At 60.4% G+C, this 16722-nt stretch carries 16 protein-coding genes and 1 riboswitch; of the genes, 13 read left to right on the top strand and 3 right to left on the bottom strand.

The annotated features are described in order from the left end of the window. The first annotated feature begins 77 nt into the window (after positions 1-77). Positions 78-1772, top strand: a complete 1695-nt coding sequence (locus tag P7F28_RS00795; RefSeq protein WP_277182440.1) for an OmpA family protein — start codon at positions 78-80, stop codon at positions 1770-1772. Positions 1773-1835: 63 nt separating this feature from the next. On the opposite strand, the gene P7F28_RS00790 is transcribed toward P7F28_RS00795, so the two are convergent. Continuing rightward, the gene (locus P7F28_RS00790) at positions 1836-2783 is read right to left on the bottom strand and encodes a LysR family transcriptional regulator (protein ID WP_277182439.1); all 948 of its coding nucleotides are present in this window, start codon (positions 2781-2783) and stop codon (positions 1836-1838) included. Positions 2784-2906: 123 nt separating this feature from the next. On the opposite strand from P7F28_RS00790, the gene P7F28_RS00785 reads away from it, so the two are divergent. From P7F28_RS00785 to P7F28_RS00730, 12 genes are all read left to right on the top strand, one after another. Next, positions 2907-3350 carry a CidA/LrgA family protein gene (locus P7F28_RS00785; protein WP_277182438.1) on the top strand — a complete coding sequence of 148 codons (444 nt, stop codon included), beginning with the start codon at positions 2907-2909 and terminating at the stop codon, positions 3348-3350. A gap of 7 nt (positions 3351-3357) precedes the next feature. Beyond that, positions 3358-4074, top strand: a complete 717-nt coding sequence (locus tag P7F28_RS00780) for an LrgB family protein (protein WP_277182437.1) — start codon at positions 3358-3360, stop codon at positions 4072-4074. 100 nt (positions 4075-4174) lie between these two features. Beyond that, a complete protein-coding gene (locus tag P7F28_RS00775) occupies positions 4175-4948 on the top strand; it encodes a glycosyltransferase family 2 protein (RefSeq protein ID WP_277182436.1) in 774 nt (257 codons plus the stop codon). Positions 4949-4990: 42 nt separating this feature from the next. Beyond that, positions 4991-5102: riboswitch (S-adenosyl-L-homocysteine riboswitch) on the top strand. A 32-nt stretch (positions 5103-5134) separates the two neighbouring features. Further along, complete coding sequence (gene ahcY, locus P7F28_RS00770) at positions 5135-6556, top strand: adenosylhomocysteinase (protein WP_277182435.1); 1422 nt, start codon at positions 5135-5137, stop codon at positions 6554-6556. A gap of 82 nt (positions 6557-6638) precedes the next feature. Next, entirely contained in the window at positions 6639-6992 is a 354-nt protein-coding gene (locus P7F28_RS00765; RefSeq protein WP_277182434.1) for a phage holin family protein, read from the top strand. A gap of 34 nt (positions 6993-7026) precedes the next feature. After that, positions 7027-7866 (top strand): methylenetetrahydrofolate reductase [NAD(P)H], encoded by an 840-nt coding sequence (gene metF / locus P7F28_RS00760; protein WP_277182433.1) that lies wholly within the window; start codon positions 7027-7029, stop codon positions 7864-7866. Positions 7867-8142: 276 nt separating this feature from the next. After that, complete coding sequence (locus tag P7F28_RS00755) at positions 8143-9774, top strand: ABC transporter substrate-binding protein (RefSeq protein ID WP_277182432.1); 1632 nt, start codon at positions 8143-8145, stop codon at positions 9772-9774. A gap of 121 nt (positions 9775-9895) precedes the next feature. Beyond that, the gene (locus P7F28_RS00750; protein WP_277182431.1) at positions 9896-10906 is read left to right on the top strand and encodes an ABC transporter permease subunit; all 1011 of its coding nucleotides are present in this window, start codon (positions 9896-9898) and stop codon (positions 10904-10906) included. A 92-nt stretch (positions 10907-10998) separates the two neighbouring features. Next, positions 10999-11916, top strand: a complete 918-nt coding sequence (locus tag P7F28_RS00745; protein WP_277182430.1) for an ABC transporter permease subunit — start codon at positions 10999-11001, stop codon at positions 11914-11916. Between the two features lie 3 nt (positions 11917-11919). Next, positions 11920-12912: an ABC transporter ATP-binding protein gene (locus tag P7F28_RS00740; RefSeq protein ID WP_277182429.1), complete on the top strand. Its 993-nt coding sequence runs from the start codon at positions 11920-11922 to the stop codon at positions 12910-12912. Beyond that, positions 12909-13913, top strand: coding sequence for a peptide ABC transporter ATP-binding protein (locus P7F28_RS00735; RefSeq protein ID WP_277182428.1), 1005 nt, complete (start codon positions 12909-12911; stop codon positions 13911-13913). Before P7F28_RS00740 ends, P7F28_RS00735 begins: the two co-directional genes overlap by 4 nt. A gap of 42 nt (positions 13914-13955) precedes the next feature. Continuing rightward, on the top strand, positions 13956-15032 hold the full coding sequence (locus P7F28_RS00730) for a TraB/GumN family protein (protein ID WP_277182427.1): 1077 nt from the start codon (positions 13956-13958) through the stop codon (positions 15030-15032). A 47-nt stretch (positions 15033-15079) separates the two neighbouring features. Here P7F28_RS00730 and P7F28_RS00725 read toward each other — a convergent pair whose 3' ends face one another. Next, entirely contained in the window at positions 15080-16351 is a 1272-nt protein-coding gene (locus P7F28_RS00725) for an O-antigen ligase family protein (RefSeq protein ID WP_277182426.1), read from the bottom strand. A 6-nt stretch (positions 16352-16357) separates the two neighbouring features. Beyond that, the coding region (locus P7F28_RS00720) for a serine O-acetyltransferase (protein WP_277182425.1) at positions 16358-16722 on the bottom strand (365 nt) is incomplete at its 5' end.

Here is a 16722-nt window from a genome sequence, read left to right as displayed (position 1 = left end):
AAAACCGCAGGAGGCCGAACCTATAATCGCCGCGGCCCCAGTGGGTCGATGCAAAACGCTTTTAGGAAAGTATCCATATGAGTATGAATCTCAACCAGCTAGTTCAGGGCGCTTTGACCGAAAGCGTGTTGCAGCAGCTTGCCGGCCGCATCGGCTGTGCGCCGGAAGCGGCCAAACGCGTCGTCAGCCTGTGCGCCCCCGCGCTGATCGGCTCGATGATGAACAAGGCTTCGTCGCTCGACGGCGCGCATTCGCTGTTCGCCGCCATCATGTCGCCGTCCACCAACGCGCATATCGCCGATGAACTGCCGCATTTCGTCGTTCAGGACGACGGCTTCAAGACGCTGATCGAATCCGGCGAACACGCCGACGGCGCGGTGGCATCGCACGACAGCCTGACCATGCTGTCGGAGCGCATCGCTGAACATACGGGCGTCGCGGCAAGCGCCACGCGCACGATGGCGGGCGTGGTCGGCGCGACCGTGCTCGGCGTGCTCAAGCGCTATTTCACGCAGCACGGCGGCAACGTCGGCCAGTTGCCCACGCTGCTCGGCCATCAGTTGCCGGTGGTGCGCGCCAATATGACGGACGCGTTCGCGCATGCGCTCGGTCTCGGTTCGGTCGGCGCGTTTCTGGCAGGCGTGGCGTCGCGTCTGAAGGCGGTATCGACACATCTCGAACATCCTGCGACACATCAGGCCGCCGCGTTCCCGCTTCAGACGGACGCGCCGGCCGTGGCCGAACACGAAGTCACGAAGGACAAAGGCAACAAGAAGGCGTGGATGTGGATCGCCAGCGCGGCGGCGCTCGCGCTGTTCGCGGCGCTGGCGGCGCGCGGCTGCTCACACGAAAACGCCGATCAGGACACGACCACGGATGCCGGCGCAAAGACGGCGAGTTCCGACGCGGCATCGGCTGCTGCTGCGCCGGTGATGGCGGCATCTTCTGCGGATCCGGCTTCCGTGCCCGCATTGCTGCCGCGCAAGGCTTCGCTTCTGAATGTCGATGTCGATTCGTCGGGCGTGCCGACCATCAAGGCCACCGTTAACACGGAAGCGGAACGCCAGAGCCTGATCGATGCGCTGTCGGCGAAACTCGGTGCGGACAAGTTCCACGCCAACATCACGGTCGATCCCGACACGCGCCCGGCCACATGGCTCGACAAGCTCGACGGTCTGTTGCCGATCATGTCGCAGCCGGACGCGCACGTACAGATCATCGGCGACAAGATCGAAGTGAGCGGCAGCGCGGCAGACGCCAAATTCGGCTGGCTGGACAAGCTGAAGGCGCTGTTCGGCAAGGGCTGGAATATCGGCATGGCTGATGCGGACGCGCAAACGCCCGCATCCGCGCCGGTCGCGGCGAGCGCGCAGGCTCAAGATGCATCGGCCAATGGGGAATGCAGCACGGAAAGCCTGGTCAGGATGCTGAATCTGAAGCCGGTGACGTTCCGGATCGGCTCGAACACGCCGCCGCAAGCCGCCATGTCCGCGCTCGCGAAGGCCGCTCAGACCATCAAGAAGTGCGACTCGAAGGCCACGCCGATCAAGCTGCAAATCGGTGGTTATTCGGACAACACGGGCAGCGCGGCGCTGAACCTGGCCCTGTCGAAAAAGCGCGCGCAAGCGGTGCGCAGTTTCCTGGTGAAGAACGGCGTGCCGGCATCGGCGCTGACGGTCGCGGCATTCGGCTCAGCCAATCCGATCGCGGATAACGCGACGGCGGCAGGACGCATGCAGAATCGCCGTGTCGAGTTCAAAGATATCTTCTGATTTCGCTGCTTTGAACGCGTGAAAAAGGCGCCGGACCGTTCACGCGGTCCGGCGCGTTTTGCTTTACTGCGGCTCGTTTTTGCGCGGACGGGCGCGCGGAAAGCCATCGGCCATAAAGTCTTCGCCGGGATCGAGCGGCAGCAATTCGCGCGCAACCTCTATCCAGGCGCGCGCCGCGTGCGACAAATATCCGTTGCGCCGCCAGCCGAGCGCCATATCCCAATGAATTTCGGGCGCAACCACCGGACGGCACGTGAACGCCCCCGCATCCAGCCGCCGGCAATACGGCGCAGGCAACAGCGCGATGCCGATGCCCGCCTGCACCAGCGCCGCCATGAAATCCCAATGCCCGCTTCTCCCGACGATGGTCGGTGAAAAACCGGCTTCGCGGCACGCGCTGAGCACGACGTCGTTCAGCGCGAGACTTTCGCCGTAGAAAACGAACGGTTCGGCGGCGAGATCGGTGAGGGCGACTTCGCTCGCTGCGTCCCAGCGCGAACCTTTTTGCGCGACCAGCCAGAGCAACTGGCGGCTGACGGGCAGCACATCGAACATTTCGGTATCGACCGGCTGCAAGACGCCGCCGAGTTCCAGTTCACCGTCGATCAGCGCCGCTTCGATCGCTTTCGATCCGCGCTCGAACAACTTCAGCTCGACCTTCGGATAGCGCTGCCTGAACGCCGCGATAGCGGGCGTAAACAGCGATCCGCCCATCGGCGGAATGCCGATCGTCAACGTGCCGCGCCCGAATGTGCCGAGATCGTTGAGTTCTGCTTCGAGCCGCGCGTGCGCCGCAAGCACCTCCACGCCTCGCTGATACACGATCTGACCGACATCGGTCAGCACCATTTGCCGGCCTTCGCGCAGCAACAGCGGCGAGCCGACTTCGTCCTCCAGCGCCTTCACCATCTTGCTGATGGTCGGCTGCGTGACGAAAACGTGCTCGGCAGCGGCGGTGAAACTCTTCTGCTTGACCACTTCAACGAAATATCTCAGTGCGCGCAGTTCCATCACCGGCTCCTCGAATTCCAAATCGGAATGATGTAGATAAGGTTAAGTCATTTTTATTATGCAAGGGTCGCCCATATACTCGATCTCAAGGTTAACCCTTATTCCGACTATTTCGAGATCGCCATGTCAGCCGTCCTTGCAAACCAATCGCCTTCCTCCCGCGCACGCGATGCGTTCGGCCGCGTCACGCGCGTCGCCGTGCAATCGGCGGCGCTGGCGGCGATCTGGGCCGTGGCGGACTTCGCCGCGCGCAAGTTGTCCTTGCCGATTCCCGGAAGCGTGGTCGGTCTCGTGCTGCTGCTGGCGCTGCTGTTCTGCGGCGGCATCGCGCCGCGTTGGGTCAAGGCGGGCGCGGACTGGTTGCTGTCGGACATGCTGCTGTTCTTCATTCCGGCAGCGGTCGCGGCGGTGCAGTACGGCGGCCTGTTCATGGAAGATGGCTGGCGTCTCGCCCTGGTGGTCGTTGCTGGCACGCTGATGGTGATGGTGGCCGTCGCGTTCGCGGTGGATCGCGCGGCGCGGCTGGAGCGCCGTCTGGCGCTGCGTCGTGCGCGCAAGCGCGCCTGAGTTCGCCATGAGCCACTTTTCTCTTTTCGATGACGACGCCGCGAAGCTGATATCCATCGGTTGCTTCGTGCTGACTGTCGCGCTGTATTTCGCATCGAAAGCGCTCTATGCGCGGTTCAAAAGCCCGTGGCTGACGCCACTTGTGGCTGTTCCGGCCGTGCTCGCGTTGATCGTGGTCACGGCGCGCATTCCGTATCCCGTCTACTTCGCCGATACCCGCTGGCTGATGTGGCTGCTCGGTCCCGCCACGGTCGCGTTTGCCGTGCCGATCTACGAATACCGCGCGCTGCTCAAGCGCCACTGGATTTCGCTGACGGTCGGCGTGACGGTGGGCATTCTCGTGGCGGTGGGCGGATCGCTGGCGCTGGCGAAGCTGCTGCATCTGTCGCCGGAACTGCAACGCAGCCTCGCGACGCGCTCCGTTTCCACCCCGTTCGCGCTGGCCGTATCGGACAAGATTCACGCGCCGAAGGATCTGACCGCGTTGTTCGTGATCGCGACGGGCGTGTGCGGCATGCTGTTCGGCGAGATCGTGCTGGCGCTGGTGCCGCTTCGCACGCGGCTGGCGCGCGGCGCGCTGTTCGGCGCGGCGGCGCATGGCGTCGGCACGGCGAAGGCGCGCGAACTCGGCAGCGAGGAAGGCGTCGTCGCCAGTCTGACGATGATGATCGCGGGCGTGGTGATGGTGCTGCTCGCGCCCTTGCTCTCCGCGTTGCCGTTTTGAACTCTTTCGGAAAAGTCGCGAGTTTTTCAGAATTTGAGAGGCGCGATATCGGACTTACGACGGATAAACTGGCCCGCGTTCAAATCGATGCCCGCCCGCCATGCTTCCTGTTTCCGTCATCATTCCGTGCTTCAACGCTGCATCCACGCTTGCGCGCGCGCTCGAAAGCTGCCTCGCGCAGCCCGAAGCGGCGGAGATCATCGTCGTCGATGACGGCTCGACCGACGACTCCAGGCAGATCGCCGCGCACTACGCATCGCGCGATCCGCGCGTGAAGCCGCTGAGTCTGAACCAGAATTCGGGCGCGGCGCGGGCGCGCAACTGGGCGGCGATGCACGCAGAGTGCGCCGTGCTCGCCTTTCTGGACGCCGACGACGAATATCTGCCCGACGCGCTCTACGACGCCACGGCCTTCTTCGCCTCGCATCCGCAAAACGCCAGCATCCGGCTCAATATCGAATTCTGCGGTTTTCCCGACGAAGTGAGCCAGCATCCCGCGTTGGACAAACTGGGCGAGAAACTGGTGTGCACGGTGCCAAGCAGCCTTGTAATTCGCCGTTCGGTGTATATGGCGCTGGGCGGCTTTCCCGCCGATGAACTTTTGCGCACGGCCGGCGGCGAAGACATGCCGCTTTCGAGGGCATTGAGTCTGCTGTACGGCAATCCGCGCCTGTCCGGACGAAAAGGCGTGCGCATGCATTACCACCCGGGCATCCACGCGCAGAAGTTCTTCAGTATCAATATGGGTTTCGGAACCGATCCCCATCCCGAAAGCACCGCGCAGGTGCACGATCTGCAACTGCGGCTTGCGCAACGCGCCGTCGCGTCCGTCGAGGAATTGCGCGGCTTGCGCCCCTTTAGTCGTCCGTCCTGAACCGCAGCGGCGCGACACGCTTTTTTGCTACAATCGCCGTTCGTCTTCGAGGAGCGTTGCGACGGATCATCCGCCAGGCTCGAAGGCTTTCAATCCGGGGGAATGGACGCGCAAGCGCCGCCAGACCAACCGCACTGAACGGCGCTCACGTCAACATTTCTAGTACTTTTTAGAAAGGAGGGCGTGATGAACGCCGCAGTTCTCGATTCCAAAGATTCCAAGGATTACGTCGTCGCCGACATGTCGCTGGCCGCATGGGGCCGCAAGGAACTCGACATCGCCGAAACGGAAATGCCGGGTCTCATCCAGACGCGCGAAGAGTACAAGGCACAGCAGCCGCTGAAGGGCGCGCGCGTGGCCGGTTCGCTGCACATGACCATTCAGACGGGCGTGCTGATCGAAACGCCCACCGCACTTGGCGCGGACGTGCGCTGGGCATCGTGCAATATCTTTTCGACGCAGGATCACGCGGCTGCCGCTATTGCTGCGGGCGGCACGCCGGTGTTCGCATTCAAGGGCGAATCGCTCGATGAATACTGGGAGTTCTCGCATCGCATTTTCGAGTGGCCGAACGGCGAGTTCGCCAACATGATTCTCGATGACGGCGGCGACGCAACGCTGCTGCTTATTCTCGGCGCGAAGGCTGAAAAGGACCGCTCGGTCATTTCCAAGCCGACCAACGAAGAAGAAGTCGCGCTGTACAAGTCGATCGCTTCGCACCTCGATGCCGATCCGACGTGGTACTCCACGCGTCTGTCGCACATTCAGGGCGTGACGGAAGAAACGACCACGGGCGTGCATCGTCTGTATCAGATGGAAAAGGAAGGGCGTCTGCCGTTCCCGGCCATCAACGTGAACGATTCGGTCACGAAGTCGAAGTTCGACAATCTGTATGGCTGCCGTGAGTCGCTGGTCGATGGCATCAAGCGCGCAACCGACGTGATGATCGCCGGCAAGATCGCGGTCGTGGCCGGTTACGGCGACGTGGGCAAGGGCTGCGCGCAATCGCTGCGCGGTCTGGGCGCGACCGTGTGGGTCACGGAAATCGATCCGATCTGCGCGCTGCAAGCCGCAATGGAAGGCTATCGCGTCGTGACGATGGAATACGCCGCCAGCCGCGCCGACATCTTCGTGACGGCAACCGGCAACTACCACGTCATCAACCACGACCACATGAAGGCGATGCGCAACAACGCGATCGTCTGCAACATCGGTCACTTCGACTCGGAAATCGATATTGCTTCCACGCGTCAGTACACGTGGGACAACATCAAGCCGCAGGTCGATCACATCGTGTTCCCGGACGGCAAGAAGATCATCATTTTGGCTGAAGGCCGTCTGGTGAATCTGGGTTGCGCGACGGGCCATCCGTCGTTCGTGATGTCGAACTCGTTCACGAATCAGACGCTGGCGCAGATCGAACTGTTCACGCGCGGCGACAAGTACGAGAACAAGGTGTACGTGCTGCCGAAGCATCTGGACGAGAAGGTCGCGCGTCTGCATCTGGGCCGCATTGGCGCGGAACTGACCGAACTGACGACGGAACAGGCCGGTTATATCGGCGTGGACAAGAACGGTCCGTTCAAGCCGAACCACTACCGCTATTAATCGCACGCGGCGGCGGTAAATGGCACGGACGGCGCTTCCATTCCGTCCGTGCTCCTGAACGTATCAACCGGAGATTCATTCGATGACCGTGCTGCTGACATGGCTGATCAACGCGCTCGCGCTGTTGATCATCACGTATCTGGTGCCGTCGATTCACATTCGCAGTTTCGGCACGGCGCTGATCATCGCGGTGGTGCTCGGGCTGATCAACGCGGTGTTGCGCCCGTTGCTCATTATCCTGACCTTGCCGGTGACCATTCTCACGCTCGGGGTGTTTATTCTCGTCGTGAACGCGTTGTGCTTCTGGCTGTGCTCGTCGTTGCTGAAGGGCTTCGAAGTATCGGGCTTCTGGTCCGCGTTCTTCGGGTCCATTTTGTACAGCATCGTGTCGTGGCTGCTGTCAGCGCTCATCTTCGGACAACGCAATTTCGGCTGATGCGCGTCGCTGCTGCCGCGCGACATAAAACATCATGAAACCGATCGAACTCTCATTCGAGTTTTTTCCGCCGAAGACGGACGACGGCATGCAAAAGCTCCGCGCCTCGCGTGCGGAGTTGCGCAAGCTCTCGCCCAAGTTCGTCTCCGTGACATTCGGGGCGGGCGGCTCCACGCAGCAAGGCACGCTCGACACCGTGCTCGAAATGGCCGCGGAAGGCTTCGAAGCCGCGCCGCATTTGTCGTGTATCGGTTCGTCGCGCGAGAACCTGCGGCACATTCTTTCGCAGTACCGTGGACACGGCATTCGCCATATCGTCGCTTTGCGTGGCGATCTGCCTTCGGGCATGGGCGAAGTCGGCGAGTTGCGCTATGCGTCGGAACTCGTGGCGTTCATTCGCCAGGAGCACGGCGACTGGTTCAATATCGAAGTGGCGGCGTATCCCGAGTTTCATCCGCAATCGAAGTCGCCGCGCGCGGACCTCGAAAACTTCGCGCGCAAGGTGAAGGCGGGCGCGAATTCGGCGATCACGCAGTACTTCTTCAACGCGGACGCTTACTTCACGTTCGTCGATGAAGCGCGCAAGCTCGGCGTCGATGTGCCGATCGTGCCCGGCATCATGCCGATCACGAACTTCTCGCAGCTCATGCGCTTTTCCGACATGTGCGGCGCGGAAGTGCCGAAGTGGGTCGCGCGTCGCCTGGAAAGTTTTGGCGACGACCGCGATTCCATCCGCGAATTCGGCCTCGACGTGGTGACGGGCCTGTGTCGCCGTCTGATCGATGGCGGCGCGCCGGGCGTGCATTTCTACACGCTCAACGGCGCGCAGGCATCGAAGTCGATCTGCGAGCGGCTCGGCTTCAAAAGTCAGTAATCGAAGTACCCGCGCGGCGCTCGCCGCGCGGTTCTCGCTGTTTTCGCGCTATCACCTCTGCGCATAGGCAATAACTCAATCGAATTGAACGGCCCACGGCGTCTTAAGCCATTGGGGAAACCGCCCGCACACGTAATATTTGTTCATGCTAGGGTAGCGCCCGAATTTGCTTGTACCGGATGATCTAGACGCGCTGCACGCGCTGAGAGACGGTGCAGAGCGATCAAGTAATATCGCGCTACGTCGGTTGAAAACCGGCATCGACCTGGAGGAAACATGAAGAAGAATGGCCTGTTGCGAGGCGCCCGCTTGTCGGCGCTGATCGGCGCTGTCGCCACGGCAACGCTGTTCGCGGCCACCGCCGCGCACGCCGCGCTCCCGAACAAGACGCTGGTCTACTGCTCGGAAGGCAGCCCCGCCGGTTTCGATCCGGCGCAATACACCACGGGCACGGACTTCACCGCGAACACGTTCACCGTCTATAACCGCCTCGTCGAATTCGAGCGCGGCGGCACGAAGGTGGAACCGGGTCTGGCCGAAAAGTGGGATGTATCGTCGGATGGTCTTACGTACACCTTCCATTTGCGTCACGGCGTGAAGTTCCAGACCACGTCGTTCTTCAAGCCGACGCGCGAATTCAATGCGGACGACGTGGTGTTCACGTTCAACCGCATGCTCGATCCGAACAATCCGTTCCGCAAGGCTTATAACGTTCAGTTCCCGTATTTCACGGACATGGGCCTGGACAAGCTCATCACCAAGGTCGAAAAGGTCGATCCGTACACCGTGAAGTTCACGCTGAAGGAAGTGAGCGCGCCGTTCATCCAGAATCTGGCGATGGAATACGCGTCGATTCTCTCGGCCGAATACACGGACAAGCTGCTCAAGGACGGCAAAGCGGCTGACATCAATCAATATCCGGTCGGCACGGGTCCGTTTATTTTCCGCAGCTATACGAAAGACGCGACGATTCGTTTCGATGGCAATCCGGACTACTGGAAGCCGAACGCGGTGCAGATTTCCAAGCTGATCTTCTCGATCACGCCGGACGCCGCCGTGCGCGTGCAGAAGCTCAAGAGCAACGAATGCCAGGTGATGAGCTATCCGCGTCCGGGCGATATCGCGCCGCTGAAGGCTGTATCGACCGTGGATACGCCGTCGCAGGCGGGCTTCAACGAAGGTTACGTCGCGTATAACGTGACCAAGAAGGGCCTCGATAACACCGACGTGCGTCGCGCGCTCGATATGGCGATCAACAAGAAGGCGATCATCGACTCGGTCTATCAGGGCGCAGGCCAGCCCGCGACCGCGCCGATGCCGCCGACGCAATGGTCCTACGACAAGAACCTGAAGAGCCAGCCGTACGACACCGCGAAGGCGAAGGCATTGCTCGCCAAGGCCGGCTTCCCGAACGGCATGGAAATCACGCTGTGGGCCATGCCCGTGCAGCGCGCCTACAACCCGAACGCGCGTCTGATGGCCGAAATGATTCAGGCCGACTGGGCGAAGATCGGCGTGAAGGCGAATATCGTCTCGTACGAGTGGGGCGAGTATCTGAAGCGCGCGCACGCGGGCGAACATGATGCACTGCTGATTGGCTGGACCGGCGACAACGGCGATCCGGACAACTGGCTCGGCACGCTGCTCGGCTGCGACGCGGTGAAGGGCAGCAACTTCTCGAAGTGGTGCTACAAGCCGTTCGACGACCTCGTCGTGAAGGGCCGTTCGACGACTGACGTCGCCGCGCGCACCAAGGCTTATACGGACGCGCAGGAAATCTTCGGCCAGCAGTTGCCGTTCTCGCCGATCGCGCATTCGACGGTGTATCAGCCGGTCAGCAAGAAGGTCACGGGCATGAAGATCGAACCGCTTGGCTACGCCCGTTTCGACGGCGTCGGCATGCAGTAAAGTTGCCAGCGGAACGCTTTTTGCACTAAACCATAACTATAAGTACCGGTCCGGCGGCGGGGGTCTGCGCGATCCCGCCGCCGGATGCACATTCTGTTCTCCAATACCGAAAAGGGCGATCATGTTCCGATTCGTTTTGCGACGCATAGGAATGGTGATACCGACGTTCATCGGCATTACGATTCTCGCGTTTGCACTCATTCATCTGATTCCGGGCGATCCTATCGAAGTGATGATGGGCGAGCGCGGCGTCGATCCGGCGGCACATGCCGAAGCCATGAAGCGTTTAGGTCTGGACCAGCCGCTTCCGCTTCAGTATTTCCATTACGTCGGCCACGCGCTCAAGGGCGATCTCGGCCAGTCGATCATCACGAATACGAGCGTGATGGGCGAGTTCATGGCGCGCTTTCCCGCGACCGTCGAACTGTCCATCTGCGCGATGATTTTTGCGCTGATCGTCGGTTTGCCCGCGGGCGTGGCGGCGGCGCTGCGGCGCGGCACGGTGGTCGATCACGGCGTGATGGGCACCGCGCTCACCGGTTATTCGATGCCGATCTTCTGGTGGGGCTTGATCCTCATCATGTTCTTCTCGGCGAAGCTGGGCTGGACGCCTGTGTCGGGGCGTATTGCGGTGGAATACGACATTCCGCACGTCACCGGTTTCATGCTGATCGACTCGCTGTTCTCGACCGATGAAGGCGCGTTCACGTCGGCGTTATCGCATCTGATTTTGCCGACCATCGTGCTCGGCACGATTCCGCTCGCAGTGATCGCGCGTATGACGCGTTCATCGATGCTCGAAGTGCTGCGCGAAGACTACATTCGCACGGCGCGCGCGAAGGGTTTGTCGCCGCTGCGTGTGGTGGTCGTGCATGCGCTGCGCAATGCGCTGATTCCCGTGGTGACCGTGATCGGGCTGCAAGTCGGCACGCTGCTCGCGGGCGCGGTGCTGACCGAGACGCTGTTCTCGTGGCCGGGCGTCGGCAAGTGGCTGATCGATGCCATTTCGCGTCGCGATTATCCGGTCGTGCAAGGCGGCATTCTGATGATCGCGACCTTGGTGATCGTCGTGAATCTGGTCGTCGATTTGTTGTACGGCGTGTTGAATCCGCGCATTCGCCATACTCGTTGAGGAAAGGATGAACCACCCCCACGCTCACTTACGTTCGCTGCCCCCCGAGGGGGCGCATGCCTCGCTTGAGGCGGCTCGGCGCGAGGCATGCTATGGCTGACATTCAAAACAATCTTCCTCCCCAGGCGCTCACGCCACCTTCCGGCCGCATGGTCGCGGCGCGCGAGTTCTGGTTCAACTTCTCGCGCAATCGCGGCGCGGTGGTCGCGGGTTTGATCGTGATCGCGCTGATTCTGGTGGCGATTCTCGCGCCGGTGATCGCACCGCATAGTCCGATCGAGCAGTATCGTGAGTACGTCAAGATTCCGCCTGCGTGGATCGAAGGCGGCAATCGCATGTTCCTGCTCGGCACCGATGAAGCCGGCCGCGACATCCTCTCGCGGCTGATGTACGGCGCGCGCTTGTCGTTCTGGATTGGCTTTGTCTCCGTGGTGCTGGCGCTGATTCCGGGCGTCGTGCTCGGTCTCATGGCCGCATTCTTCCATTGGCTCGATACACCGATCATGCGCGTGATGGACGTGCTGCTCGCGTTGCCTTCGCTGCTGCTCGCGGTCGCGGTTGTCGCGATCATCGGACCGGGGCTGGTGAATACGATGTTGGCGATTGCCATCGTCGCGTTGCCGGGTTATGTGCGGCTGACGCGCGCGTCGGCGCTTGGTGAGTTGCAGAAGGAATACGTGACGGCATCGCGCGTGGCGGGTGCGGGCACGGTGCGGCTGATGTTCTCGCAAGTGCTGCCCAACTGCGCTGCGCCGCTGATCGTGCAAGCCACGCTCGGCTTCTCCTCCGCGATTCTCGATGCCGCCGCACTCGGCTTCCTGGGCCTTGGCGTTCAGCCGCCCGCCGCGGAGTGGGGCGCGATGCTCGCGTCCGCGCGCGATTACATCGAAAGCGCATGGTGGATCGTGACGATGCCCGGTTTGTCGATTCTGATCTCGGTGCTCGTCATCAACCTGCTCGGCGACGGCCTGCGCGATGCGCTCGATCCGAAACTCAAGCGGATGGGCTAAGACATGAACGAACTCCTCACTATCCGCAATTTGCAGGTCACCTTCGGCGGCACGCAGGCGGTCGATCGGATCGATCTGTCTGTGAAGCCGGGCGAAGTCGTCGGCGTGGTCGGCGAATCCGGCTCGGGAAAAAGCGTCACGATGATGGCGCTGATGGGTCTTATCGATCATCCCGGCAAGGTCACCGCCGATCAGGTCATGTTCGACGGCAAAGACCTGCTGCACGCGTCGGCGCGTGAACGTCGCAAGATCATCGGCAAGGATATCGCGATGGTCTTTCAGGACGCGCTGACGAGCCTGAATCCGAGCTATACGGTCGGCTATCAGATCAAGGAAGTGCTGAAGCTGCACGAAGGTCTGCGCGGCGCGGCGCTGGATAAGCGCGCGCTCGAATTGCTCGATCAGGTCGGCATTCCGGATGCGAAAAGCCGTATCAACGCGTTTCCGCATCAGATGTCGGGCGGCATGAATCAGCGCGTGATGATCGCGATGGCGGTCGCGTGCAATCCTAAGCTCCTGATCGCCGATGAACCCACCACCGCGCTCGACGTGACGATTCAAGCGCAGATCATGGAATTGCTCGTCAAGCTGCAAAAGGAACGCGGCATGGCGCTCGTGCTGATCTCGCACGATCTGGCCGTGGTGTCCGAAGTTGCGCAGCGCGTGGCGGTGATGTACGCGGGCGAAGTCATAGAAACGAATCATGTGCCGGCGATTTTCAGCGAGCCGCATCATCCGTATACGGAAGCGTTGCTGGCCGCGATTCCCGAGCATTCGCGCGGCGCGGATCGGCTCGCGGCGCTGCCGGGCATGGTGCCGGGCAAGGATGATCGGCCGACCGGATGTCTGTTTGCACCGCGCTGCAAGTACGTTGTCGATGATTGCAAGAAGGCGCGGCCGAAGCTGTTCCAGCTTGCACCCAACGATGAAGCCGTGCGCGCGCGATGCATCAAGCCGCTGAATATCGACGTGGTCGTGGAAGGAGGCGCGCGATGAACGCAGTGCCGAAGCAAATGAATCATGACATCGTGCTCGCAGCGGATCAGCTCACGCGCCACTACAGCGTGAAGAAGAGCATGTTCGAGCAGGGCACGGTGAAAGCGCTGAACGGCGTGTCGTTCGAACTGAAGCGCGGGCGCACGCTGGCGGTGGTCGGGGAATCGGGATGCGGCAAGTCCACGCTTGCGCGTCAGCTCACGATGATCGAAGAGCCGACGTCGGGCCGATTGCTGATCGAAGGCGAAGATGTCGCGGGCGCGAGCAAGGCGAAGATTGCTGAGTTGCGGCAGCGTGTGCAGATGGTGTTTCAGAACCCGTTTGCATCGCTGAATCCGCGCAAGACGGTCGAGCAGACGCTGGGCGAGCCGCTTGCCATCAATACGAAGCTGAGCGCATCGCAGCGCGCCGAGCGCATCGCGCAGATGATGCGCACCGTCGGATTGCGGCCGGAACATGCGTCGCGCTATCCGCATATGTTCTCGGGCGGCCAGCGGCAACGCGTGGCGATCGCGCGCGCGATGATTCTCGATCCGCAGATCGTGGTGGCGGACGAACCGGTTTCGGCGCTCGATGTATCGATTCAGGCGCAGATTCTGAATCTGTTCATGGATTTGCAGCAGCAGTTCGGCACGAGCTACGTTTTTATCTCGCACAACTTGTCGGTCGTGGAACATATCGCCGATGATGTGATGGTGATGTACTTCGGCGGCGTAGCCGAAGTCGGCGACAAGCAGACGATCTTCGCGAAATCGCGTCATCCGTACACGCGCGCGCTGATGTCCGCGACGCCGGCCATCTTCGAGGAAGACCGGCGCATCAAGATCAAATTGCAGGGCGAGATGCCGTCGCCGCTCAATCCGCCATCGGGCTGCACGTTTCACCAGCGCTGCCCGTGGGCGATCGAGCGATGCCGGAGCGAAGAGCCGAAGCTGCGCGAGGTCGATGGCCGACAGGTATCGTGCCATCGCGCGGAAGAGGTAGGTGACGGGGAAGCGTGAAAGCGCGCTAGTTAGCACGGCGCGTCACGCGAATGAATTAAGATGTCGCTCGTGCCGGATTCATACGACAAGTCGCGCGCGTGGCGCGCGGCGCTCTCCCAAGCGACAGCCTTCGTGCTGTCGCTTGTGCTGTTTATGGCTTCGCTGCCGGCTTTTGCTGTCGTCGGGTCGCGTACCCCACAGGCTGCCGGCGATGCGGAGCCGGCTTCCTTGCCGCCCGCTTCGGTGGCGCCGCAGCCGGATCGCAGCAATGGCACGACGGCCAGTGGCCCGGTGCGGGCATCGCCGCCGCGCATGCCGTTTTACGTGGCGACGAAAGGTTCGACCACCATCTATGTGCTCGGCACCCTGCACGTCGGTTTCCCGACCGACTATCCGCCCGAGCAACCGTTTCGCAAGAGCATATTGGCGGCGCTGGATGCATCGCCTACTTTGGCGCTCGAAATTTCCCCCGATGAACTGCTCGTTTCACAGGACGATGTGAATCGCTACGGCATGTGTCGCAGCGAGTGTCTGATCGACTATCTGCCTGATTCGATGTGGAAGGAAGTCGAAGCGCGCATGCGCAACAATCCGGCGGCCTTGAAGGAGCTTCGGCATACGCGGCCCTGGCTCGCTTCCATGTTGATCGAGACGTACGACACGTTGAAGGCCGGGTTTCAGAGCGAGTACGGAACCGAGGCGCAGTTGCAGAATATGTATCTCCGAGTGCGCGGGAAGATCGTTGGTCTGGAAACGTTGAATGAGCAGATATCGACGTTCACGCGGCTGACTTCGGCGCAGCAGCGGGAGATGCTCGCTCAGGATCTGGCGCAGACGCCCGCGCAGAATATAGCCGATGTGAAGGAGCTGCATCGGCTATGGCGTATCGGCGATGCGGATGCGTTGAAGGCCTGGGACGATGCGAAAAGCTCGAAGCTGGCGAAGTCATCGCAGTTGGCGGCGCAGGTGGATAACCGCGTTGTCTATGACCGGAATCGACGGTTCGTGCAGAGGATGGTGGCGATTGCAGCGCCGGATAAGCCTGTGTTTGTGGCAATTGGGGCGCTGCATTTGGGTGGGCCTAGGGGGGTGTTGGAGTTGTTGAGGAAGAGGGGGTTTGTGGTGGAGGGGGGGTGAGGGCTGGCACGTTGGACACGGTCTAATAATTCTTCATTCCTCTGCGATTATGAGTGTCGACGTATCAGAACTGCGAGAAAAGCCAGATAGGGACTGGTCACGGCGGAATTGAGAATATGTCCCGCTGTACACGCTACAGCAAGCAATAGCCAAAAGAAAAGTTGTCCGTATCGCGACAGTGAATTTGGTCGATCGAAAACAAACTCGCGACGTAGCGCAACTAGATAAAAACAGAACGCGGGAAGTCCCAGACAGAGGATCAAATCGGGGATATCGATTTCAATGAAGTAACGAGTGATGGGGTAGCCGCCACTCAAGACAGCTATGAAGTTTTGATCACTCAGATCTGCCCATACTGCCGCGAATTTTTCGTCGCGACCAGACAGCAGGATAGTCAGAAGAGCATTTCCCCGCGCATGCTCATAGTGATACATGAAATAGTCCTGGCTCAAGCTTACTGCGTCGCGAACTGATGGAATGGAGGCGTACGCGATGAGTACAATAGCAAGGAGAATCAGTACCGTGGAGCTCGCTTTAAGCGTCGCACCAATCGCCCGATGGCGAGCGTAGAAATATATGCAAACAACAACTAACGCACCCGCTGCCGCCGCCTTAGTACCGATTAGAAGCGAAGCGGCACTCAGCACGATCACTGGTAGCAATGTCGAAATCGTCCATCCCGACTTCAGCACCCGCGCATATGCGTAGGCCAACCCTGAAATCATCAATGCGGACGCCTCATTTTGGGCATAAACAATACCTTCGTAACCCGATCGGATATGTGTATCCGCCTGATAGCTACGGAACATGTCTACGGAGAAGATCGCGCCTACCACGATGGTCATCGCATAGACAAGCAATGCTCCGAGGACCAGTGGTTCGAGATTGGATCGTTGTTTATCGGTGAGGCACAATAGGCCTGCTATATAAATAAAAAAAGAAAATACCTTTAAGATGAAGGTTGCTTGCTCCGCAAAGTCTTTCCCCGACATATCAGTAACTAAGCATGTTATGCCTGCAGCACTAATCGCAACGATTGCTAAGAATGCTTGCGTGCAACTTTCCCGCCGCACTTTCCCGCATACTAGCGTTCCGAACATCAAACCAATAACGATCAATCCACGAACGACAAGCGAATAGCGTGCAGTGTCACCGTTTGACGAGCCTCGAACAGTCAGAAAATCCGCGATCGGAGTGAGAATAAAAGCAAAAGCAAGAAATGCCCAGATCACCAGCGCAATGTGGCGCGGGGTCTGAGGTTCGGAGCCCGTACTTTTGATAACCGAAAAAGGTACTTGGCGGAAATCGATGCCTTTCATATCAACTCAAATTACACGGGCAGGAATGCCCACTACCGTAGTCCGCGGCGGAACATCGCTCAGCACTACTGCGTTCGCTCCAATTTTTGCGCCCCGACCGACCGCAACCGATCCAAGAATGCAAGCACCGGCACCAATCAGTACGTCGTCTTCAATGACTACTCTGCCAGCCCCATTGCGACCGCCAATTACAACATTTGGCGAGATCACGACTTTGTTACCCAAAACCGTGTTCCGATGCACTACGATACCCAAACCTTGATAGCCAAATGTCACATTGCGTCCTACTGTTACGGACGGAGGCAGAACAACCGAGAAAAGCACTCGATTCAGAATCTTTAACACCTGCGGGACAAAAGGTACTCTAAGCC

Origin of the sequence: Caballeronia sp. BR00000012568055, assembly GCF_029439455.1 — a bacterium.
Classification (GTDB): Bacteria; Pseudomonadota; Gammaproteobacteria; order Burkholderiales; family Burkholderiaceae; genus Caballeronia.
Note: the sequence above shows the minus strand (reverse complement) of the source record. Positions and strands in the feature narration are given on the sequence as shown.